The sequence below is a fragment of the Polaribacter filamentus genome (assembly GCF_002943715.1).
Taxonomy (GTDB): Bacteria; Bacteroidota; Bacteroidia; order Flavobacteriales; family Flavobacteriaceae; genus Polaribacter; species Polaribacter filamentus.
Map to the genome: position 1 here is coordinate 509,299 of NZ_MQUA01000013.1, position 25,213 is coordinate 534,511.

A 25,213-nucleotide genomic window follows, 5' to 3' on the forward strand; every position below is an offset into this window, starting at 1 on the left:
AAAAATAGTAAAGTATCTTTTAATGGTACTAATAACATTTACAGCATGTGATGATTTTGTAGATGTAGATCCTATAGGGGTTGAAGCAGAAGATTACTTTAATTCTGAAGAAGAATACGAAAGTGCTCTTATAGGAGCTTATGATTTATTACAAGCTACTTTTCAAAATGTTTTAATAAGCGTAGTTGCTTCAGATGATTTTATTGCTGGTGGAGATCCATTTAATTATGATCAACCAACATTGCAGAATATCAATTCAATGATTCATACACCTTCTGATAATAATCAATTAAGAGAAGTATGGCAATTGATGTATGCAGGAATCAATAGAGCTAATTATGTTTTAGAATTTAAAGATAAAACAGAATTTGCAGGTAAAGCTGCAGTAATAGCACAAGCTTATTTCTTAAGAGCTTATTTCACTTTTGAATTGACAAAGTTTTTTGGAGATGTTCCATTAACATTTGAAGAAAGAGGTGGTGTAAATAGAATGACAGATAAAAGAATTTTATTTGGTGAAGAGTTTGATGTAAACAGAGTAGGTAGTATTGCAGATGTATATAGCTTAATTGAAGAAGATTTAAAAGAAGCTATTACTAGTTTACCAGCGACTCAAAGTCAAAAATATAAAATTACTAAAGGTGCTGCTCAAGCATTATTAGGTAAAGTATATTTATATCATGGTACCTTTGATAATTCTAAATTTGCACAGGCAGCGACTACTTTAGTTCATGTGTATGGTAAATATAGTTTAAAACAAGGCGCAGATTACACAAACCTTTTTGAAAGTGAAGGTGAGAACGGAGACGAATCTGTTTTTGAAATCCAGTATTCAGGAGTTGAAGCTGCGTCATGGGGTTGTATTATCTGTAGTGAAGGATCTTATTTTGTTCAATATAATGGACCAAGATCTCCTTATGATAATCCAGTATATAGATCAGGTTGGGGATTTAATTTACCAACACAACAATTATATGATCTATTTGATGCAAATGATAACAGAAGAGAAGTTACCTTTTTAGATTTAAGAAATGATCAAGATACTTATTCTCAAGGTAGAGATGATACTGGTTTTTTTAATCGTAAATATTTACCACGTAAAGCAGATGCTAAAATAGGTGCAGATCCATTAAACCATGCTAATAATTACAGAGCAATTCGTTATGCAGATGTATTATTAATGCTTGCAGAAGCAGAAGTGCAAAGTGGTGGTTCAAATGCAGCTGCATACCTAAATGAAGTAAGAGCAAGAGCATTCGGTAATAATAGTCAAAATTACACTACTGCTGAAGGTTCTCTTTTAGAAGCAATTTATACAGAAAGACGTAAAGAATTAGCTGGTGAAGGTCATCGTTTTTTCGATCTTGTAAGAACAGGTAAAGCGAAAGCTAACTTTGATGCATTTAATGCAAGCAAGCCGGCAGAATTTAATGCTGTAAATTTCACAGAAAATAAACACGAAATTTTCCCAATTCCTTTAGTAGAATTACAATTGGCGAATGCGGTAGAAAAGTGGGGTCAAAACCCAGGATATTAATATAAATTAAGTAAAACAACAATAAACAGAAGAATATGAATTTATTAAAAAAAGGATCATACATCCTACTAGTATTTTTAGCAAGCTTTACAATTTCTTGTGAAGATGACAATGACGATGTGGCTTCAATTACAGGTTTAGACTTTGTAGTGGCAACATTAAATTCGGATGGAACAAAAACAGGAGTAATACCTACAACAGCATTCGGAAATGGGAATATTTTATATACCGTAGATTTTGGAGCAACTGCAGATTCAGATACAGATTTATTTCAAACAAGTGCTCCTATGGTTACGTATGATTACCCAGATGAAACAATGACTTATATAATTACTGTTACTGCTTCGCTGGAAGGAGTTGCAGATGTTTCTATAACTAAAGAACATAAGGTAACTTTTGTAGTAGCACCGCCACCAACAGCAGGTGGTAACCCTTTAGCAGGTACTTGGAGATTAGCTCCAGAATCGGGAGCTTTTGGAGTTGGCCCAGCAAAGGATAATGTTTCTTGGTTTTCAAGTTCAGCAGATGATGTAACCGGAAGAGCATGTTTATTTGATGATGAATATGTATTTAACGCAGATGGCACTTTTTCAAATGTTTTAGGAGCAGATACTTGGTTAGAAGGATGGCAAGGTGCTACACCAGATGGTTGTGGTACACCAGTTTTTCCACATGACGGAAGTGCAGCAGCAACGTTTACTTATGATGCTGGTGCCGGTGCAGTAACGCTTAATGGAAAAGGTGCGTATTTGGGTTTATCTAAACCTTTTAATGGTGGTGAATTAGCAGCTCCAGGGGATGCACCAGACTCAATAACTTATATTGCTGTTTTAGATGGTGATACTTTAGAGTTAGATATAGAAATTGCTGGTGGAGGATTTTGGTCTTATAAATTAGTTAGAGATGCAGCACCTTCGATAGAAGGTACTTGGAAATTAGCTCCAGAATCGGGAGCTTTTGGAGTTGGCCCAGCAAAGGATAATGTTTCTTGGTTTTCAAGTTCAGCAGATGATGTAACCGGAAGAGCATGTTTATTTGATGATGAATATGTATTTAACGCAGATGGCACTTTTTCAAATGTTTTAGGAGCAGATACTTGGTTAGAAGGATGGCAAGGTGCTACACCAGATGGTTGTGGTACACCAGTTTTTCCACATGACGGAAGTGCAGCAGCAACGTTTACTTATGATGCTGGTGCCAGTGCAGTAACGCTTAATGGAAAAGGTGCATATTTGGGTTTATCTAAACCTTTTAATGGTGGTGAATTAGCAGCTCCAGGGGATGCACCAGGCTCAATAACTTATATTGCTGTTTTAGATGGTAATACTTTAGAGTTAGATATAGAAATTGCTGGTGGTGGATTTTGGTCGTATAAATTGGTGAGACAATAAATATAGGATTGATTGATATTAGATTTATATTTTTAAATTGATTACTACTCCTATAAAACTTTTATAGGTTTCAATAAAAATATTTTAATCTCTTGGAGTTTAACTCCAAGAGATTTTTTTATGCGTTTCATTTAGAGTTTTACAAACAATTTGAATCTTACTCAGTCTAACAGGATTACCGAAGAAGTAACTTTATACAAAGATTTGTTATTATCAGGTAGGCTCTATAGTTAGGTGAAATTTTTTTTTTAATAGTGAATACTTATTTTTCTAAGGGTTTGATACAAAATAATATTTACACTTTTGGTTTAATTATGTAATTCCATTCTCCATGGAATTCGTTTCTACTAATATTTATTTCTAACAATTCTTTATCAGTTATTTTAATTCCTTTTTCGTTAATTCTTTCATCCATTTTAGCTTTTATTTTCAAACCTTTTTTTTGTTGTAGTGTTTGCAATCAGGTTTATTATTACTTGAAGACTTGTTAATGGTTTTGCTCGCCAATTCATTGAAATAAACGAAAACATTTTATGTTCAATTTTGTTCCATTTACTAGTCCCTTGAGGAAAATGACTAATATATATATCCTTGTTTAATTCGTTTGAAAGATCTTGTAAAGATTCGCCCCCATTTCATACCACCAATTCCGTATGTTAGATACTGCAAATTTTGCGGTGTCAAAATTAACCCCAATGCTCATCCATCCTTCATTCTTACAAATGTCATACACTCCATAAGGAATGGCCTTCCCTAAGTCTTTATCTATAAAATCATACACTTTTACATCCTTGGGATTTCCTTTTAAATCCCATTCTTTTCCTCCATTTTTAAAATTACCTACTACTTCTTTTTTCTTACAGTCAAGCGAAATCACAGGGTCTCCATTTGCCATAAAATCCATTGTAGTTTTGTTTATATGTTTAAATTGTGCGTCTCGATCCTGATGATTCCCACCTTCATCTGTTTTTCTGTTTGACTGTAAAGTAAATTACTCTGATTTTAAAATTCGATTGACAACATTATAGCTGATAGTAAACCCTTGGGAATTAATTTCTTGTTCCAATTTCCTAATGCTTTTGCTTGTCCACAAAAGAGGCCTCATAGGGTCTCCTAATGTATGAGGGGCAACTAAATCCTTTACCGCTTGAACCAGAGTAGTATCTAAAGCAATCGCTTTTTTTCTACCTCCCCCTTTTTTTCTTATTCCTTTATCGGATAGGTTTGTTGGTTCTAAATACAACTCTTTTTCACCAAAAATAAGGGTTACTCTTGAAACTTTCGTAAGATTAGAAACGATGCTTTTTCCCTCTATCTAAACCAATAGATTCTGAAGATAGGTAAAGACGTCTTGATTTTTCATCCAAATGAGGAAGTAATAAATCGTATTTCTTTTTTAATAAAAGATGTGCTTTTTCCATATGCCAATTTATTAAAAATGTACACTTTATTTTGTATCAAATACTTAGTTTAATAATGTATCGTATCATGTTTTTTTCAGAAATACAAAATAAATCCGTCATATTATAATTAACTTAACACTAGTAATGCATTTATAGGATATTATACAGGTGGAAATCATACCTATCAAATTTTCAGTAGAGAAACGCCCAATGAAATGATTTTAAAAACAACTGATGCAGCAAGTGATTTTGATTGGTGGTTTATAATCATTCTTTGATAACAAGTTTAAGCTAATAAAAAAAGGTCAGTATATCACTGACCTTTTTTATTAACCAATAGAAATTTTTAAAAATAGTATAAAGTTTCAACAATTAAGGAACATTAATTTATTGCTTGATGCTTTTTGATGCTGTTTTTTAAAATCTAGAATACATAAAACTCCCTATTTCACTAATCTGTATTTAAATTTAACAATACAACACCACAACATATAGAGATAATAATCAAAGTAGAACTTCATATTTTTCTTTATAAGTTTAATATAAATAGGCCTTTTGTTAAAATCTTACGATGTATGTTTTTTGTTTAGGTCTTTTTTGATAAATACTAATAAAATTATTTTAGTTTTAAAAAATAAAAATTAATTGTATTAAATTTTGTAATAATTAAGCATTAAAAGTGCAAACATTAATTAAAAATTAAAATTATGAGTAACATTATTTTGAAGTTATCACTTTTCTTATTCGTGTTAAATGGTTTTGCACAAGCAGATAAAGTTTCTGTATTTAGCGACGAACAAGGAATGAAACTTGTTGTAAATGGTAGAGATTTCATGGTTAACGGTATGAATTGGGATTATGTTCCAATTGGTGAAAACTATGCTTATAGTCTTTGGAAGCAATCAGATGAGTTGATTAAAGCCGCTTTAGATGCTGAAATGAGTCTTTTAAAGAACATGGGAGTTAATACTATTAGAGTGTATACAGGTATGCAGCCTAAATGGATTACCTATGTTTATGAAACATACGGTATTTATACAATGTTAAACCATACGTTTGGTAGATATGGCCTAACTATAAACGGAGTTTGGACACCAGTTACTGAATATGGTGATCCTAAAACTAAGATTTTGCTATTGTCAGAAGTTACTGCAATGGCCAAGGAGTATAAGGATATCCCTGGTTTGTTGTTATTTTTATTAGGAAATGAAAATAATTATGGTTTGTTCTGGGCAGGAGCAGAAACAGAAGATTTTCCAGAAGAGGAGGAAAAGAAAAAATTTATAGGTGAGAGTCGTGGTAGGCCAATGTATAAATTGATGAATGACGCAGCTATTAAAATGAAATCGATAAATAATAATTTACCAATTGCTATTTGTAATGGTGATTTATTGTTTGCTGAAATTATTGCTGAAGAATGTAAAGATGTAGATATTTACGGAACTAATATGTACCGTGGTAAATCATTTACAGATGCTTTTGAAAGAGTAAAAAAGGAATTAGGTATGCCAATTTTATTCACAGAATTTGGTGCAGATGCTTTTAATGCAGTTAGCAATGAAGAGGATCAAAAGATGCAAGCATTTTATATGGTAGAAAACTGGAAAGAAATTTATCAAAATGCTGCAGGCTTAGGAAAAGCAGGAAATGCAATTGGTGGGTTTACATTTCAATTTTCAGATGGCTGGTGGAAATATGGTCAAACAAAAAATTTAGATGTACACGATAACAATGCATCTTGGTCTAATGGAGGATATTATTTAGACATAAAAGGTAGTAATAACAACATGAATGAAGAGTGGTTTGGAATTTGTGCTAAAGGCCCAACTAACTCAGAAGGTTTGTATACTTTATATCCAAGAGCAGCATATTATGCTCTAAAAGAAGTACACAGTATAAATCCTCTAGAAAAAGGAAATACTGCAGCATCCATTTTAAACCATTTTTCAAACATCAATCTAATGGATGGTGTTTTAAGAGCGAGAGGTGATAAAGCTACCATTGGAGGTAACGAAAAACTTAAGCTTAGCAATTTACGTGCAGAGTTTTCTACATTTAATACAGGGGGTAGTTTAATTACAACTCCAAATACTGCAGACTCAAATTTAGCAGGGTATCCAAATCAATTAGGTTTTGATCACATGGAGTCATATTATATTGGTGTAGAAGGAAATCCTTCGCCTAATATGAGAGCCAATGTAAATTTTAACGTTTTAGGAAATATTACAGAAAATGCTATCGATGAAATTTTCTATGAAAATAGAGGTAGAGATATTAATGTAAATACAGAAAATGGTAATGTTACTTTAGGTGATGTAAACCGAGTAAATGTTTACAATGCAGAATTTGAGTGGTCTGCTAAAGATTTTGATTTAAGAGGGTTTTATAGAACGGGACATTATCATTGGGCAGATGAAGGAGATTTCTTTGGTTTTTATACAGAAGCAAATTACGGTCCAAATTTAGATATTTATGGTGGTGAAATCTCGGGAATTGAGATGGATGGTAAAGGTGTTTTTAAAGGATTAAAAGCAGCATTTGGACCACAACTATGGTGGGGAGCAAACCCTACAGCCTTGTTAAAATATAGTAGAAATTTCGGAAATTGGGGTGTTACAGGTATTTATCATAGAGATTTAAATACAGATATTAAAATTGATCCTGAAACAGGAAGAAGAGTCTTAGATGCAAATCAATTAAGATCAGGTATTATTCCGGCATTTCCTACAGAGAGATTTGGCCTTGCAATTGAAAGAAGTTTTGGGGATTTTAAATTTAATGTAGGTGCTCTTTGGGCAGGTAACCCTTTAAATGGAAGTACTTTTCAGGATGCAAGAGGTACTTCTGGAAACTATATCATTTATAAAGATAAAATAAATTCACGGGATAATTGGGGTGGTAAAGCGAAAGTCACCTACCAAAATGGTCTTTTTAATTGGTATGCCCAGGGAGCTTACATGGGCTTAGTTGCGAATGGAGGTGCTGATCAGACAAAGACATTTACAGGGTGGAAATTAAAAGATAATGGAAGTGGAAATCAAGTAAATGTTTTAACTGGTGCTACTTATACTTTTGGAGACCTCCAGATAGCACCAAATTTTTTATATCAAAAACCATTGATAGCGGCAATGCCGAATGATGTGACGGGAACCGGGAGATTGAGAAATGTAATTGACGATCCTTTTGCTGTAAGAGGCAACAGAGAAACTGCAGGAATGGAATGGTTGTTTAGCTATGATCCTACTCCAGGAACTTGGATGTATGAATGGGATAATGACAGGGCAGAAGACGCTGTATTTGCTATGAATTTAGGTTTCGTATACAGACACTTGCCGACAACGCAAGATGCACACATTGGGTTTTTAGCAGATCGTTCATTTTTTGCTTTTCCAACGGCTGCTCCGGCAGAAGATTTATGGGAAATAAGTTCTAGAGTGGTCTCTAAAGTCGGTCCAGATTTTGGGTTTATTGGTAATTTTTTCTATGGGAATGGTCAGGCAAATGGGAATGATGCAAGATTGATTAAACGTTTTGGAGGAGATGTTAGAATGATTTTAAATAAATTAAAGGTTACTGCACAAGCAAAATTTAATGATTGGGGGCCTTTTGATTACCACAAGGATTTTAACTTAACCTTTCCAACGCAATTAATGTTAGACCTATCTACTAGTTTAGGAAAACCAGGTTGGTTTATGTTACCAAATACGAAGGTAGGGGTTCGTGGTACATGGAGATCATTAGATCAAAATTCTCCAAGATATAGCCCTAATATCGCAGAGGAATTTGCTACTTCACCAATTATTAGTCCTGTTGGGTTTCCTAATGGTTCAGAGTGGGAAATAAGAACTTACATTCATATTAATATTGGTAAATAATTTATAAAAGAGATATCATGAATACAATAAAAACAAATATCTAAAATTAATATTTTTACTAATTTTAATTTTAACGCTTGCCAATTGTGAGAGAGAACTTTCAGAAAATGTTGAGTTTACAACCTTCCCAACAACTGGAGATATATTTACAGATAATTTGGTTGGATTGGGGAGTAATTTTTATTTTCCTTATGGTCCAGATGCAAACAATCCAGTTGGGTCAAAACCAACAGCATGGTCAGTAGACACTAAAGAGGGACATGAAAGCGCATCTTCTATGCGTATTGATGTGCCAAAGGATACAGATCCCCTAGGAAATTATGCAGGTGCAATTTTAAGAATTGATGGCGAAGGGCGTGATTTATCAGGATATGACGCCTTAACTTTTTGGGCTAAGGGATCACAAACAGGAACTATTGGAGAAATAGGTTTTGGAGAAGATTTTGGTGATAATAAATATATAGCTACTATTAGGAATGTAGATTTATCTACAAATTGGGTAAAGTATATAATTCCAATTCCAGACCCCTCTAAATTGATTAATGAAAGAGGAATGTTAAGATATGCAGTAGCAGGAATTAATGGTTTAGGTTTTACTTTTTGGATAGATGATTTAAAGTTTGAAAAATTAGGAAATATTGGTCAGCCTCAACCAGCAATGGCAAATGGAAAAGATTTAGAGGAAGGTAACTTTGTAGGGAACTCTTTTAACTTGTCTGGTTACGGTTTGACACAAACATTTAATTTGTCTTCTGGATTAAATCAAACAATTATTGCTGCTCCAATGTATTTTGACTTTGAGTCAAGTGATATAGAGGTAGTGAGAGTTAGTGAAACAGGTATTGTATCTATAGTTGGTCCTGGTACCGCAAAAATAACAGCTGCTATTGCTGGAGTTAAAGCGAAAGGGTCTTTAACAATTTCTGCTTCTGGCGCTTTTCCTCTTGCGCCTGCTCCTCAAGAAAGTGCTAGTAATGTAATTTCAGTATTTAGTGATACCTACACGAATGTTCCTGTAGATTTTCACAATGGGTATTGGCAACCGTACCAAACAACATTAGGAGGGGAAACGATCATAGATGGTCAGAATATTTTAAATTACACCAACTTTAATTTTGTTGGAACGCAGCTTACAGAAGCGATAGATATTACAGCTATGACCCATTATAGTGTAGATCTTTTAATGTTAGAATTACCAACAGACCTTCTTAATATAGATCTTTTAATTACACTTAGGTCTGCAGACGGTTCTTTTCAACAAAACCGTATTGGTTCAAATTATCAATTAGATTCAAGAGCTCCAATTGTGTACCCTGCATCTTCATTGGTTGCAAATGAATGGCAATCACTAAAGATTCCAATTAGGCCAACTTCAGAAACTGGATTAAATAAAGCAGCAATTAACATTATTATTATAGAAAATATAAAGTCTTCTCAGATAAAAACTTTTTATATGGATAATATGTATTTCTATAAGTAATAATATAAAAACAAGAAAAAATGAACAAAACAAATAAAACCTTATTGGGTCAAAAAGTAGTTTTATTAAAAACGCTTCTTTTAGGAATCTTTTTTATAATGATTGCTTGTAATCCAGACGAAACACAAACCGTTGCAGAGTTTAAAAACCTTGTGTTGTCTGATGAATTTGATACAGATAATAGAATCAATGCGGATATCTGGACTTTTGATATTGGCACGGGTTCTAATGGATGGGGAAATAATGAAAAGCAATTTTACACAAATCGTATAGAAAATGTATCTGTACAGAATGGTATATTAATAATTAAGGCACTTAAAGAAGACTATAATAGTTCTGAATATACATCTAGTAAAATTTTAACCAAAGGTTTAAAAGAACAAGCTTATGGTCGTTTTGAAGCGCGCATTCAATTACCAACAGGTCAAGGGATTTGGCCCGCTTTCTGGTTGTTAGGTGCTAATTGTGGCGATGGAACAGCAGATACAGAAGTATGGCCAAATTGTGGTGAAATAGATATTATGGAATACCGAGGACAAGACCCAACAGTGGTTCATGGCAGTGTTCATGGTCCTGGTTATGCTGCGGGTAATGCGATTACTAAAAGTTATGCATTAGAAAACGATCGTTTCGATACAGGTTTTCACGTTTTTGGAATAGAGTGGGCTCCAGAATATATTAATTATTATGTGGATGATGTTTTATACAATCAAATTACACGCCAACAGGTAGAAGAAAAAGGAACTTGGGTATTCGACCAACCTTTCTATATTATTATCAACTTAGCCGTAGGTGGAGATTTTGTAGGCGCACCAAATGAAGAAACTGTTTTTCCACAAACAATGTTAATAGATTACGTAAGAGTTTATAACAAATAATAAATATTTACAAACAAACAAACAAACATAAAATTATAATTATGAAATTAGTATTAAAAAACAGTAAACTTATTGCTTTCTTTTTGATGGCAATAATATATGTAGGTTGTTCTGAAGACGTTGTTGAACTCCCTAAAATGACTGCAGGCTTTACCTATACTTTAAATGAAAATAAAGGTACGGTAGAATTTATTAATATTTCTGAGAATGCAACTACCTATTCTTGGGACTTTGGAGATGAAATACCCGTGGTACCTGCATCTACTTCTTTAGAAGTTAATCCTATTAAAAGCTATATGAACGGTACGTACACCGTTATATTAAAAGCAATGAACGCTGCGGGAGCAATTTCTTATTTTGAAGATATTATTGTTATAAATATGCCGTTACCTTTGGGTTTACCCATGACTTTTGACAACGATAATGTAAATTATAGTGCAACAGCTTTCGATGGTGTAGCCTATGAGGTAGTAGAGAACCCTGCACCAGGAGGATCTAATGATGTAGCGTCTATGGTAGCATCTATTACCAATAGCGGGGCAGCTTATGAAGGCCTGTTTTTTGAATTACAAACCGTAATTGATTTAACAACAAACAATACGATTAGAATGAATTTCTGGTCGGATGCAGCAGTAAGTATTTTATTAAAATTAGAGCAAGGAACTGCTTTCAAAGAAGTTCCGGTAAACCATACAGGATCTGGATGGGAAGAGCTGCAATTTACCTTTACCACTAGTGCTAGCTATTCTAAACTAGTTGTTTTTGTAGACCCTACTGGTACTAAAGGAGGAACTTTTTACATGGACGATATTGTGCAAGTATCTTTAGGAGATGCACCCGTGATCACATTAATTGGAGACGCAAGTATTAGGTTAGCACAAGGAGATCCGTATACAGAACAAGGAGCAACTGCTTCAGATACCGAAGATGGTGATGTTACAAGTACTATTGTAATTGGTGGTGATACTGTAGATACGAATACTTTAGGAACTTATGCAGTAACTTATATGGTTATAGATTCAGATGGTAATACAACTGTTACAGCTAGAAATGTACAAGTAATTGCACCAGGTGTTTGTGATGTAGACGAAGCACAATCAGTTAGCGCAGCTGATTTAAATGTTACCATGGCTTCTGCAGTTACAATAATAGAAGATGGAGCGACTTTTCAAATTATAGACAACCCAGATTTTGACAACGCAATAAATACTTCTTGTAAAGTTGGAAAGGTTACAAAGCAAGGGGTTGCTGCTTGGGATAATATTCAGTTAAACCTAAATGCTAAGTTAGATTTTAACTCAAATTCAGGATTAAAAATTAAAGTGTGGTCTGCAAGACCAAACACAGCTGTTTTGATAAAGTTAGAGGAAATTGGAAATCAAGGAAATAGTAAAGAGATAGGTACAATGACTACTTCGGTTACTAGTGGGTGGGAAGAGTTAACATATGCTGTTGGTAGCGGAGAAAGTAATAAGTTTAATAAGGTTGTTATTTTCTTTGATTTAAATGCAAACAATACAAGCACGTATTATTTTGATGATTTGAAGCTGTATGGCGATGGTTCTGGAACTGGAACTGGTGGCGGCGGTAATACTATTGGCGGTGGAGACGGTTGTGCAGGTACCACTACGTGTCCTGCCGCTCCTGCTGGTGAATTATTATTTAATGGTAATTTTGAGGCTTGTGATTGTGATTGGCAATTATTAGATGCAGTCGGTTCTACGATTTCAACTTCAATTAACAATGGTGGTTCTAAGTCAGGTCAAATTCAAGGAAGAGCAGGAGTCGCTGTTGGTTTAAAGCAAGAAAGGTTAGGAGTTGGTACCATTCAACCAAATACAACATACACTGTTACGTATGATATTAAAGCATCTGGTGCTTTTGGAGAAGGTGGTGTGTTTAAAGCATTTACTTTTTCTGAACCAGCCGAAGGTACAAATTCAGGAGCAACACTGCACACTTTGACAGCCGCTACAACGAGTATGTCTTCAAATTGGGAACGTAAATCATATGAATTTACAACACCAGCCGGTGCCGCGCAAGTAGCAGGAGGGCTCTCCTTCTTAATAGAAATTGTAAACAGTACAGCGAATGCTACTATAAACATCGATAATGTAGTTTTAAAAATAAAATAAATTCAGAGCAATAAATAGCTTGAGTACATATTAAATACTCGAGCTACTTAAGGTATTGCTATCTTAAAAGGGGGGCTATATTGTTTTTAGAGAAAAGTACAATTTTAAAGTCTTGAGTTTAAAAAGCTTTGCATAAAAAGTACGTATAATTGGTTATATGTGCTTTTTATGCATATCCTTTAAAAGTAAAATAAAAGTCTTTTGCAATAGAAGAAGACAAAAAAAATAAGATGAATTTTTAAAAAGATTCACAAGTAATTAAATTTTAATAACAAGCCTCTTTTAAATTTTAGAGGTATATAGAATGCCAATTTTAATGACAAAAAAAACTATTTTTTTAGGAAAAAATAAAGCAGATTTTCAATCTCAAGAAGTGAAAGGTGAAATGATTCATTTTGAAAATGAAACGTATTATAAAATTGCCAACAGTGATGAAATGAGGCCTTTTTTTATGAGTTTAGTTTCAGATTCTAACCATTGGATGTTTATTTCAAGTAATGGAGGTCTTACTGCAGGTAGAAAAAACAGTGAGTATTCATTGTTTCCGTATTATACAGATGACAAAATTACAGAAGCTGCCGATGTTACAGGAAGTAAATCTATTTTTCAAGTTTTAAAAAACGGAAATATTTATTTATGGGAGCCTTTTTCACAAAGACAAATTGGCTTGTATGAAACAAAACAAAATTTATATAAAAACAGTTTTGGAAACAAAGTCGTTTTTGAGGAAGTAAATGAAGATTTAGGAATTACTTTTAGATATCAGTGGAGCTCTTCTGATATCTTTGGTTTTGTTAAAAAATCTACTTTAATAAACAATTCATCAGAAAAAGTACAAGTTACCTTTTTAGATGGATTACAGAATATTCTTCCTTCAGACGTTGATACAGATTTACAAAACTCTAGAAGTAATCTAGTGGATGCATATAAGAAAAGTGAATTACAACTTCCATCTGGTTTGGGAGTATATGCTTTAAGTGCTATAATCGTCGACAAAGCAGAGCCTAGTGAGGCTTTAAAAGCAAATATTGTATGGTCTTTAGGTATTGAAAACCCAACATATTTGCTATCATCATTACAATTAGATAACTTTAGAAGAGGAAAAGACATACATCAAGAAGTAGATGTAAAAGCAGAAAAAGGAGCTTTCTTTATTAGCACCGATATAACCTTAGATTCAAATGAAACGAAGGAATGGCGTTTTGTTGCGAATGTAAATCAAACAATTGTAGATATTCAACGTATTGCGAAAGCCATTGTAAATGATAAAAATTTAGCTAAAAGTATTCAAGAAGATATTCAATTAGGAACTAAAAAGTTAATTGCTTTAACGGGAGCTGCAGATGGCTTGCAAGTAACAAACGACCCTTTAGTAAATACAAGACACTTTGCAAATACACTTTTTAACTTAATGAGAGGTGGTACTTTTGATGACGACTACAATATTGAAAAGCAAGATTTTATAAAATACATTGCAAAGGCAAACAAAAAAGTAATTAAAAAGAAAGAAGCCTTGTTAAATGATTTACCAGAATTATTTAAATTGAACACCATTCTTGAGATTGCAGAGAAAGATGAAGATCAAAACTTTAAAAGACTTTGTTTTGAGTATTTACCATTAAAGTTTAGCAGAAGACACGGAGATCCAAGTAGGCCTTGGAACAAGTTTTCGATCAATACAAAAAATGAAATAGACGGTTCTAAAATTTTAGATTATGAAGGAAACTGGCGTGATATTTTCCAAAACTGGGAAACATTAGCACATTCATATCCTGCCTTTATAGAAAGTATGATTCATAAGTTTTTGAATGCAACTACTTTTGATGGTTACAATCCTTATAGAGTTACAAAAGATGGTTTTGATTGGGAAATTATAGAAGAAAATGATCCTTGGTCTTATATTGGATATTGGGGAGATCATCAAATAATTTACTTATTAAAGTTCTTAGAATTTATAGAAAATCATTATCCAAATCAATTAGAAAAAAGATTTTCTGAAGATATTTTTGTGTATGCAAATGTGCCTTATAAGGTAAAAGATTACCAAAGTATTTTAGCTAATTCTAAAGATACTATTGAATTTGATCACGAGTTGGATGCTAAAATTCATCAAAAGAAAGAAGAATTAGGATCAGATGGTGCATTGTTAAGGGATGAAAATTTCTTTATATATAAAGTAAACTTAATAGAAAAATTATTAGCAACTGTTTTAGCGAAGGTTTCTAACTTTATTCCTGAGGGCGGAATTTGGATGAATACGCAACGTCCGGAATGGAATGATGCAAACAACGCTTTAGTGGGTAATGGTGTTTCTATGGTAACGCTAAATTATTTAAATAGGTTCATAAAATTCTTTGAAAATTTGGTTGAAAAATCTGCAACGGAAGAAGTTGAAATTTCATCGGAATTAGCAACGTTTTTCAATGAGGTAGTAGTAACTTTTAAACAAAACAAAAATATCCTTTTGGGTGCTGTTTCAGACATTGATAGAAAAACTGTTTTAGATGGTTTAGGGGAGGCAGGAAGTGTGTATAGATCTACAATTTATGGAAATGGTTTCTCTAGCGAAAGAAGTACGATTACAAAAACAGAATTATTAGCCTTCTTTTCAATTACAAAAGAGTATTTAGAGCATACAATTAAAGCAAACAAACGTTCAGATAATTTATACCATGCGTATAATTTAATGACTATAGAAAATGATACGGAAGTATCTATTTCTTATTTACCAGAAATGTTAGAAGGGCAAGTAGCTGTTTTAAGTGCAAGTTATTTATCCTCTAAAGAAGCTTTAAACGTTTTAGACGGTATGAAGGCAAGCGCTTTGTTCAGAGAAGATCAATACAGTTATATTTTATATCCAAATAAAGAATTGGCACGCTTTGATGAGAAAAATGTGATAGCTAGTAAGGCAGTAGCAAACTCTCAATTATTAACAAAGCTTGTTATTGACGGCAATACGCAAATAATCAACCAAGACGTTTCAGGGAAATATCACTTTAATGCCAACTTTAACAATGCAAAAAGCTTAAAAGAAGCTTTTGAAGAATTGCCTGAGGGGTATGCAGCTTTAATAGAAACGGAATCAAAATTAGTATTACATATTTTTGAAGAGGTTTTTAATCATAAGGCATTTACAGGACGTTCTGGAACTTTCTTTGGGTATGAAGGTTTAGGCTCTATATACTGGCACATGGTTTCAAAGTTGTTAGTAGCAGTGCAAGAAAATTGTTTAATAGCGGTTCAAAATAATGAAAGTGATGTTCTAATAGGAAAGCTTTTTGACCATTATTATGAGATTCAAGCGGGTATTGGTGTGCATAAATCTCCAGAATTATATGGTGCGTTTCCAACAGACCCATATTCACATACACCAGGAGGAAAAGGAGCACAACAGCCAGGAATGACAGGTCAAGTGAAAGAGGATGTGCTAAGTAGAATAGGAGAGCTTGGTGTTTTTGTAAGAGCAGGTAAAATTATTTTTAATCCAAAATTATTAAGAGCAACTGAGTTTTTAAAGACTCCTAAAACTTTTAAATATACAGCAATTAGTAAAGAAGATAAAATAATTGAGTTAGCCAAAGGTTCTCTTGGTTTTACTTATTGCCAAATACCGGTTGTTTATAAAAACACTGCATTACAAGGTGTTAAAATATTTTATACTGATGGAAGTGTAAAAGAAATAAAAGACCTAATTCTTGACGAAAGTACTTCAAAATTAGTTTTTGAAAGAACAGGAATAGTAACTAAAATTGAAGTTTCTGTAAAGAAGTAAGTATTCATTCAAAATTAAACATGAAAATAAGTTTTAAGATATTCATAGCGGTTATTGCATTCATTTTTTTTGTAGGATGCAATTCTAAAAATAAAGTAAAGTTAGAGTTGGCAATAAAACCAGCAATGACAGCTGCTACAATTTTAGGAAACCCTGATTATTTAGCAATTTCTTATGGTGGTTATAGAGATGTAAATCATGACATAGAGCCAACAATAGCACAGTTAAAAGAAGATATGAAAATATTATCTGCAATGGGTATTGGCATTATTCGCACGTATAAATTGCATTTACCTCATGCTTCTAATGTTGTAAAAGCAATATTAGAATTAAAAAAAGAAGACCCAAATTTTGAAATGTATGTAATGTTAGGTGTTTGGATTAATTGTAAAAATGGATTTACAGATAAAGCGCCAGTTCATAATGAAGAAAATTTAGAAAGTAATACGAAGGAAATTAATATAGCTGTTTCTTTGGCAAATAAATATCCAGATATTGTAAAAGTAATTGCTATCGGAAATGAAGCAATGATTACTTGGCAACAACAATATTATGTAACACCCAATATTATTTTAAAATGGGCAAATTATTTACAAGATTTAAAAAAATCAGAAAAATTACCGAAAGATTTATGGGTAACAAGTTCAGATAATTTTGCTGCTTGGGGTGGAGGAGAAGATTTCTATCATACAGAAGATTTAAATAAATTAATTCACGCTGTAGATTTTATCTCCATGCATTCTTATCCTATGCATGACACACATTACAATTCTGCTTTTTGGGCAGTTCCAGAGGATGAAAAAGACTTATCTGATATTGAAAAAATTGATTTGGCTCTTTTACGATCTTTAGAATATGCTAAAAACCAATATGAAAGTGTTTCAAATTATATGAAAAAAGTGGGTGCTGATAAACCAATTCATATTGGCGAAACGGGTTGGGCAACAGTTTCTAATGATCATTATGGACCAAATGGTTCAAAAGCTATTGATGAGTATAAACAAGCCAAATACCATGATTTGATTAGAAATTGGACGAATGAAAATAAAATAGCTTGTTTTTACTTTTCAGCTTTTGATGAATCTTGGAAAGATGCCACAAACCCTCAAGGTTCAGAAAATAATTTTGGTTTATTTACTATTGATGGCAAAGCAAAATATGCTTTATGGGATGAAGTTGATAAAGGAACTTTTAAAGGATTAAAAAGAGGAGATAATAAAATAGCTAAAACATTTAATGGCGATAAAAAAGCTATGATGAAAACTGTGATGGTTCCAAATACTGATTATCCAAGGTAATTAAAGATTATTATGAAAAGCATAAAATATTTTTTCTATACATTTTTAGCATTTATGATGCTAAGTTGTAATACACAAAACAATAAATTAGTTGTAGAAGTTTATGAAACTTCTGCTAATGGAAATAATTTAACCAAATTAGAAAACTTTTCTTCGGATGAAATTCAAGAAAACACCATTCAAATTAAATTATTACCGGGGCAAAAACGACAAAAAATAACTGGTTTTGGAGGTTCTTTTACAGAATCATCAGCGTATTTATTAAATAATATCAGTAAAAAAATAGAGATAGTATTATTGAAGCTTATTTTGGTGAAAGTGGTGCAAAATATTCTTTGACAAGAACGCATATGAATTCTTGTGATTTTTCTTTAAGTCAATATTCGTATGCGCCAATTGAATACGATAAAGAACTCGTGCATTTTTCTGTTGATGAAGATAAAGATGATATTATTCCGTTTATAAAAGATGCAATGAAAGTATCTAAAGACGGCTTTAAAATCTTGGCATCACCTTGGACAGCTTCTCCTTGGATGAAGGATAATAAGAGTTGGCTTGGAGGTAAGTTATTGCCAGAATATTATGATACTTGGGCATTATTTTTCTCTAAATATGTGTCCGCTTATAATGCAGAAGGCATTGATATTTGGGGATTTACAGTAGAAAATGAGCCTTTAGGTAACAATAAAAATTGGGAAAGCATGCATTATACGCCTGATGAAATGACCAATTTTGTGCAGCATCATTTAGGACCTAAATTAGAAGTAGATTATCCAAAGGTAAAAATATTAGGCTATGATCAGAACAGAGAGCACTTAAATGAGTGGGTAGATTCCATGTATAAAAATGAAGAAACCTCAAAATATTTTGACGGAACAGCAATTCATTGGTATGCAAGTACTTATGATTATTTCCCAGAACAATTACAATACGCTCATAAAAAAGCACCAAATAAATATTTAATTCAATCAGAAGCTTGTGTAGATTCAGAAGTACCAAAATGGAAAGATGACGCTTGGTATTGGAAAAAAGAAGCTACAGATTGGGGCTGGGATTGGGCTCCAGAAAAAGACAAGCATTTGCATCCAAAGTACGCTCCAGTAAACAGATATGCAAGAGATATTATAGGTTGTTTAAATAATTATGTAGATGGTTGGATCGATTGGAATATGGTTTTAGATACCCAAGGAGGACCAAACTGGTTTAAAAATTGGTGTGTTGCACCTGTAATTGTTGATCTGGTTAAAGACGAAGTTTACTTTACACCAATTTATTACACATTAGCTCATTTTAGTAAATACATACGGCCAGGCGCAGTAGTAATGGATGTTGAACATTCAGATAAGGACCTATTAGTAACTGCTGCAGAGAATCTGAATGGTACTATTTCCGTAGTTGTATTCAATGAAGGAGATCAAAAAAAGAATTTTAAAATTCGTTTAGGAGACAAGGAAACAGCACTATATATTAACCCACAAGCTATTCAAACAATAGTGATACCAACAAAAATTAATTAAATGTCAAATACAAATAAAGTACATTTTGGTCAAAAAGTAGCTTTTGGTCTAGGAATGCTAGCCAACCAAATGTTTCCAGCAGCCATGGGAATATTTTTTGTTGTTTTGGTAGAAGATCTTGGTTTTTCAACAACCATGTGGGCCGTTTTATATTTTGCGCCAAGATTGTTTGATGCAATAACCGATCCTATTATGGGCTTTATTTCAGATAACACAAAATCACGCTGGGGAAGAAGAAGACAGTATGTATTTATAGGTGCTTTAATTATGGGGCTAACTTTTATAATTATGTGGCAGCTCTACAAAGATAATGGGTTGGAATATAATTTTTATTACTTTCTATTTACCTCATTAATCTTCTATTTAGGAATGACAGTCTTTAGTGTCCCGTATGTGGCGATGGGTTATGAAATGAGTGACGATTTTCATGAACGCACCAATATTATGGCTGTTTCACAGTGGATTGGGCAATGGGCCTGGGTAATAGCACCTTGGTTTTGGGTAATTATGTATGACCCAGATTGGTTTGCGTCTGGTGAGGTAGCGACAAGATCTTTAGCAGCATGGGTGGGTATTATTTGTATGGTATTAGCCATGGTACCGGCTTTATTTATAAAAAGTAAATCTACATTAGAAGAAGATTACGAGCCTTTAAATACGAAAAATATCGGAAATAGTTTAAGGTTTATTCGTGACGGTTTTAAGGAAGCTTTTAAAATTCCACAATTTAAAAAACTATGCTATGCTACCTTCTTAATTTTCAATGCTTTTAACACCATTGCGGGATTTTCATTTTTTATAATTGTATATTATATGTTTAATGGAGACGCAGGTGCAGCAGGTCTTTGGCCAACTTTAAATGGCTGTATAGGTGCATTGATTACTACCTTTGCTGTAATTCCTATTATTGCCAAGATGTCAAAGAAAATAGGTAAAAAGAAAGCTTTTTTAGTTTCACAATCTATTTCAATAGTGGGGTATATTTTATTTTGGTTTTTATTTATTCCTGGAAAGCCATATTTATTTTTAATTGCCTTGCCTTTCTTCTCATTTGGTATTGGAGGATTATTTACACTTATGATGTCGATGACATCTGATGTAATCGATTTGGATGAATTGAATACAGGAAAGCGTAGGGAAGGAACTTTTGGCGCTATTTATTGGTGGATGGTGAAATTTGGGTTTGCAATTGCAGGCCTATTAACTGGGGTAATTATGGGCTTTGTAGGTTTTGATCCTGGTGCCGAGACACAACCAGACGGCGCTATAACCGGGCTTCGGTTGTTTTATTCTGGGTTGCCCATAGTAGGAACTTTATTGGCAATGTATGTCATGCGGAACTATGATTTAACAGAAGAAAGAGCACACGAAGTAAGTGCTGCGTTAGCGGAAAGAAATGCTGTAAAAGAATAGAGAATAGAGACTTTTGAGAAGGTTCTTACTTTATTTTTCCGCTAAAAAGAATACTACAAGTTTAAAATCAAAATATTTTACTAAAAAAAGGTTTCGGAATATGAAAACCTTTTTTTTTGGTTTTGAATCTATGATATTTCTGTAAAAAGTATTATTTTTGAATAATAGCTATCTTAATCGTAAATCACAATTAAAAATACGTACATAATCGATATTTTTTATGAAAACGTACAAATTATTCTTATTCATTGCCTTGTTTTCGACTGTTTTATTTTCTTCTTGTACTACTTCAAAAAAGAGATTTGAATCTCAAAGAACTAAGTGGTAGTTTTGAACTATTAAAAGCATCCAGCTGTGTCCTCCTAAATTAATTTTAAGGAAGCTTCCTGTATCTTTATGCTTATATATAAATGCTTGCGCAACGCTGTATTGATGCAGATAAAGAGTTATGGGTTGTAGGAGAGAATGCGGGTATTAAGGTTTCAGAAAATATAAATTGAATACTTAAAAACAACACTTAAAAATTTGGAATTCTAGAAAAAAGTCCCTGGCCTTATTAGCATATTGTTACTAATGATGTGAACTAAGTAGTTGACGGCGAATATATTATTGGAAATATGGTATCAATAAGAAGTTGAAATCTTCAAAAGAACATTTATTTTAAACGTATGCCAATGATTTTAATAATAATGGTACTAATGATCTAGTTTTGGTAAAAAACTACAAGGATGATTACGTGCCAATGAGAGGAAAAGAATGTTCTTAACAACAAATGCCTTAGCTATAAAAGAAATATAAAGATTATCATAGTTTTGCGTCCTCAACCTTACTAGATATTTTACCTAAAGATAAAATGAATGATGCAGTTGTATATGAAATTAGCAATTTTGAAAGTATCGTTCTAATAAATGATAATAATATCTTAAAAAGAGTAGTTTTTCCAATACAAGGGCAGGTTATCCCTGTAAAAGATCCGTTAATTAAAGATTCTAATGGAGATGGCTTTAAAGATATTATGGTAGTAGGTAATCATTATGGGGTAGAAATAGAAACCACAAGGTATTATGCTGGTTCTGGATTATCACTTCTTGGGGATGGTGAAAATAATTTTGCAGTTACTCCTTTAGAAAAGAGTGTATTATACCAATTTAGTTAATAAATGCCGCATTAAATGCATTTAGAAAATGATGATTTCCAGTTATAGATTTAATCGTTTCACTATCCATTTTCGTGACGGTTTTATGTAGCCATTCTTTAAGGTTTTCCATTTTTTCAAAGCGTTGATTTTTAAATCTATTTTTAATGTATTGCCAAACTTGTTCACAAGGATTTAACTCTGGATTATAAGGGGGGATTCTTAATAAATGAATATTTTCAGGTATTTCGATATTCTTTGTTGAATGAAAACCTGCGTTATCGATCACCACAATTTTATATTCCTTAGGCTTATATAAAGAGAATTCTTTAAGATAGGCTTCGAATATTTTAGTATCAACACCATTAATTTCCCATACAAAACAATCTCCATTGATTGGGGAATAACTTCCATATAGATAAGTTGTTTTGAAAATATGCTGATAAGTAACTATTGGTTTGACTCCACTAGCTGTTAAATATTTTCCTAAATGATTCATCATTCCAAATCTAGCTTCGTCTTGAAAATATAGATTTACCTCTTTGTATTTATTTTTATTTAGACTTAATCTAATGTTGTTTAGCGTATTAGGTAGTTTTTAAAAAGGCTTTTTCAGCCTCTACATTTTTTTTGTAATGAGATTTTCGCGGGCTTTTAAGTTTTGTTTTAAAATGTTGCTTTAAATACTCTCGAATACGTTGATATTTTATCTCAATCCCATAGGTTTCATTTACCCATATTTGCGCATCCCAATATCCTAAAAAAGGGTTGAGAGGGTCATTAACTCTTTGCGATAAACCTAAATGAATTTCAGAAGTAATAATTTTTGATTGTTTATTTTTTGGCTTATCACTAATCATTTGATCAATTCCAAATAATTTATAGGTTTCTACCCATCTTTCTAATGTTCTGATGTGAACTCCTACAGAAGCTGACACTTCTTGTCGAGTTTTAAACTTTTTTGTCTTTATATAAATTAAAGATTTTACTCGCTTTTCCCCTTTTAATGTTGTTTGCTTTGACACTAGTTCTTTAAGCTCAATTAGTGATTCTGAAATATCTAAACTTGCTATTCTTCCCATAACGTAATATAATGAAAATATACGGCATTAAAAAACTATTTTGGTATTACATCTTTCTTCAGATTTCAGATCGCTAAAAATTATAAAAAGAAAAGTTAAAAATGATAACTTAATCATTGTGACTAGTAACAATGATTTTTTAAAAGTAGTATCATTTTAAATAAATTTCTTTTTTTTGTGTATTTATAAATCTTAATATTTAAAAAAGATTATAATCTTCATTGCTACACACAACATTACCTATACATGACAAATATCAAGATAATTAAATTCTATTAATTTTATTTTATTTTCATTCTTTTTTTAAGCTAATACTGATTATTCATTAACGAAAAATGTTAAAATATATGATGTATGTATTTTGTTTGGGTATTATTTGCGGATTTAATAATTATTCTTATTTATATTGCAATATATTATAATTGGTATATTTTCAGAAAAGTATTTTTTTGATAAATACCTAAAAATAACATATAAATTTATACTAAATCCATTTTATGATGAAAAAATTACATTATTATTATTATTATTTCTTTTGACAAGTTCATTAGGATTTTCACAAACGACAGAAACGTTCGATTCAGTAGCAGGTGTTTGGATTTCAAATGCCGGTGAGCCAATGACTACCGTTGATGTTATTGATGCAACAGTAGATTTTGCTACTTACGGAAAGGTTGGACGTATGATAACAAAGGCTGACGGACAGCCTTGGCAAAATGCTATACTTACAAAGACAGATTTCAAGATTGATATTTCAACTACAAAAACGATAACAGCAGATGTTTATTATGTTGGTGGTGCAATCGATATTTTAGGTAAATTAGCAGGGGGCGTAGAAGTAAACGGTGCACATCCTGGTACAGGATGGAGCTCAGTTACGTGGGATTTTACGGGCCGTACAGGTGAGTATAATACCATTTCGTTTTTTCCTCTTAAAGATGGTACAGGATGGATAGGTACAGATGGGAATACTGAGGTAAGAGAAGTTTGGATTGATAACATAACCACTCAAAATGGTAGTGTTATTCCTTCAGACCCAGCAACTGGCGCTACTGACCCAATTGCGAGAGCTACTGGGGACTACATGTCTTTTTATAATGGTATTTCTTCACCTTCAGGTGATCAATACGTTAATGAGACCGGAGTAACTTTTGACAGCTTTAATGGTACAACTATTGCTGGAGATGTTGTATTAGGTGACGGTAATACTGTAGTTAAGTATACTGCTCATAATTATTCAGGAATAGGTGGAAATAGTTATGATGTGTCTTCAAAGGAGAAACTGCATATAGATGTATATTTTAATGGTGCTCCAGCAGAATTTCAGTTAAAATTAGAAAGCCCTAACGGTGTTGGTGGTAGCCAAGCTAAAATTATTGAAATTGCTCCTGCATCTGGTGAATGGTTATCTTATGATATTGATCTTAGTCTTTTCACTATTGCAAATTTAGCAGACTTAAAATGGATTATTCCTGTAACTCCAGGGACTGCGGATATAATGTATTTTGATAATATTTATTTTTACGGTACAGCAGTTGCACCTTCTTGTACAGATGGTATTAAAAACGGAGACGAAACAGGGATTGACTGTGGCGGTACTTGTGATGCATGTCCAGAAATTAAGTTGCCTTTAAATTTTAGTACTGCTAACCAATTATTTACCTATAATGCTGCTGGAGGTGGTGGAGGTTCTGTAGTTATGGAAAATGGAAAAATGAAATTTAATGGAAATGGACGTGCATATGATCAAGCATATCTTGATTTAACAACACCTATTTCTTTAAGTGATAAAGCTAATAATACAATTACAGTAACTATGAACCCTATAGGAGTTGCTGAAGGAGAAGTGCGCACACACTTATTAAAATTTCAACTCGATCCTTTATCTACTGCAGCGCGTGAGGTAAAAGGACAAAGTATTGGTTCTGGTGAACAGCAGGTAACTTTTAATTTTGGTATTGAGGGTGCTGATACGTGGGGTCGAATTATTCTTTTTATGGATTTTGGTTTGGATGGTGCAAATGAGTATAATGGAAAGACTAATTCTTATTTAATTTCTAGTATTTCTTCACCTGGTGCAGACCCTGTGGTAGTTCAGGTAGCTCCTACTGGTGCAGCTCCAACGGCTCCTGCAAGAAATGCTGCAGATGTAATTTCAATATATTCGAAAACAACAGAAACTACTAGTGTATATGCAGACATCGCAGGCATAGATTTTCCAAACTGGGGGGTAATTCTGGGAACGTTACTTCAGTAGCTTTTGAGAATGATTTAGCTCTTAAATTACCAGCATT

13 protein-coding genes and 2 pseudogenes are annotated in these 25,213 nt (G+C 32.8%); 12 read left to right on the top strand and 3 right to left on the bottom strand.

Going from position 1 to position 25,213, the window contains the following annotated elements:
* Positions 1-22 precede the first annotated feature (22 nt).
* Entirely contained in the window at positions 23-1,537 is a 1,515-nt protein-coding gene (locus BST83_RS04400; protein WP_240614650.1) for a RagB/SusD family nutrient uptake outer membrane protein, read from the top strand.
* Positions 1,538-1,572: 35 nt separating this feature from the next.
* Entirely contained in the window at positions 1,573-2,928 is a 1,356-nt protein-coding gene (locus BST83_RS04405; RefSeq protein ID WP_104808746.1) for a hypothetical protein, read from the top strand.
* A 295-nt stretch (positions 2,929-3,223) separates the two neighbouring features.
* Here the strand turns inward: BST83_RS04405 and BST83_RS04410 are convergent.
* Positions 3,224-4,349: pseudogene (locus BST83_RS04410) on the bottom strand (ISAzo13 family transposase).
* 689 nt (positions 4,350-5,038) lie between these two features.
* Here BST83_RS04410 and BST83_RS04420 point away from each other — a divergent pair.
* The 9 genes and pseudogenes from BST83_RS04420 to BST83_RS04460 all read left to right on the top strand — a co-directional run bounded on the left by BST83_RS04420 (position 5,039) and on the right by BST83_RS04460 (position 21,858).
* Positions 5,039-8,206, top strand: a complete 3,168-nt coding sequence (locus tag BST83_RS04420; RefSeq protein WP_104808747.1) for a glycosidase — start codon at positions 5,039-5,041, stop codon at positions 8,204-8,206.
* Positions 8,207-8,372: 166 nt separating this feature from the next.
* The gene (locus BST83_RS04425; protein ID WP_146092112.1) at positions 8,373-9,686 is read left to right on the top strand and encodes a CIA30 family protein; all 1,314 of its coding nucleotides are present in this window, start codon (positions 8,373-8,375) and stop codon (positions 9,684-9,686) included.
* 20 nt (positions 9,687-9,706) lie between these two features.
* A complete protein-coding gene (locus tag BST83_RS04430) occupies positions 9,707-10,564 on the top strand; it encodes a glycoside hydrolase family 16 protein (RefSeq protein WP_104808749.1) in 858 nt (285 codons plus the stop codon).
* Between the two features lie 41 nt (positions 10,565-10,605).
* A complete protein-coding gene (locus BST83_RS04435; protein WP_104808750.1) occupies positions 10,606-12,699 on the top strand; it encodes an immunoglobulin-like domain-containing protein in 2,094 nt (697 codons plus the stop codon).
* Positions 12,700-13,015: 316 nt separating this feature from the next.
* The gene (locus BST83_RS04440; RefSeq protein WP_104810785.1) at positions 13,016-16,474 is read left to right on the top strand and encodes a 1,3-beta-D-glucan phosphorylase, GH149 family; all 3,459 of its coding nucleotides are present in this window, start codon (positions 13,016-13,018) and stop codon (positions 16,472-16,474) included.
* 20 nt (positions 16,475-16,494) lie between these two features.
* Positions 16,495-17,772 carry a glycosyl hydrolase family 17 protein gene (locus BST83_RS04445; RefSeq protein ID WP_104808751.1) on the top strand — a complete coding sequence of 426 codons (1,278 nt, stop codon included), beginning with the start codon at positions 16,495-16,497 and terminating at the stop codon, positions 17,770-17,772.
* A 12-nt stretch (positions 17,773-17,784) separates the two neighbouring features.
* A pseudogene (locus BST83_RS04450) lies at positions 17,785-19,289 on the top strand (glycoside hydrolase family 30 protein).
* Entirely contained in the window at positions 19,290-20,702 is a 1,413-nt protein-coding gene (locus BST83_RS04455) for an MFS transporter (protein WP_104808752.1), read from the top strand.
* Positions 20,703-21,555: 853 nt separating this feature from the next.
* Positions 21,556-21,858: a hypothetical protein gene (locus tag BST83_RS04460; protein WP_104808753.1), complete on the top strand. Its 303-nt coding sequence runs from the start codon at positions 21,556-21,558 to the stop codon at positions 21,856-21,858.
* Here the strand turns inward: BST83_RS04460 and BST83_RS04465 are convergent.
* A complete protein-coding gene (locus BST83_RS04465; protein WP_104808084.1) occupies positions 21,851-22,411 on the bottom strand; it encodes an IS630 family transposase in 561 nt (186 codons plus the stop codon). The genes BST83_RS04460 and BST83_RS04465 overlap by 8 nt on opposite strands.
* Before the next feature lie 13 nt (positions 22,412-22,424).
* Positions 22,425-22,919 (bottom strand): winged helix-turn-helix domain-containing protein, encoded by a 495-nt coding sequence (locus BST83_RS04470; RefSeq protein WP_104808085.1) that lies wholly within the window; start codon positions 22,917-22,919, stop codon positions 22,425-22,427.
* 406 nt (positions 22,920-23,325) lie between these two features.
* Here BST83_RS04470 and BST83_RS04475 point away from each other — a divergent pair, with 406 nt between their 5' ends.
* Positions 23,326-25,176, top strand: coding sequence for a hypothetical protein (locus BST83_RS04475; protein ID WP_104808754.1), 1,851 nt, complete (start codon positions 23,326-23,328; stop codon positions 25,174-25,176).
* Positions 25,177-25,213: the final 37 nt, after the last annotated feature.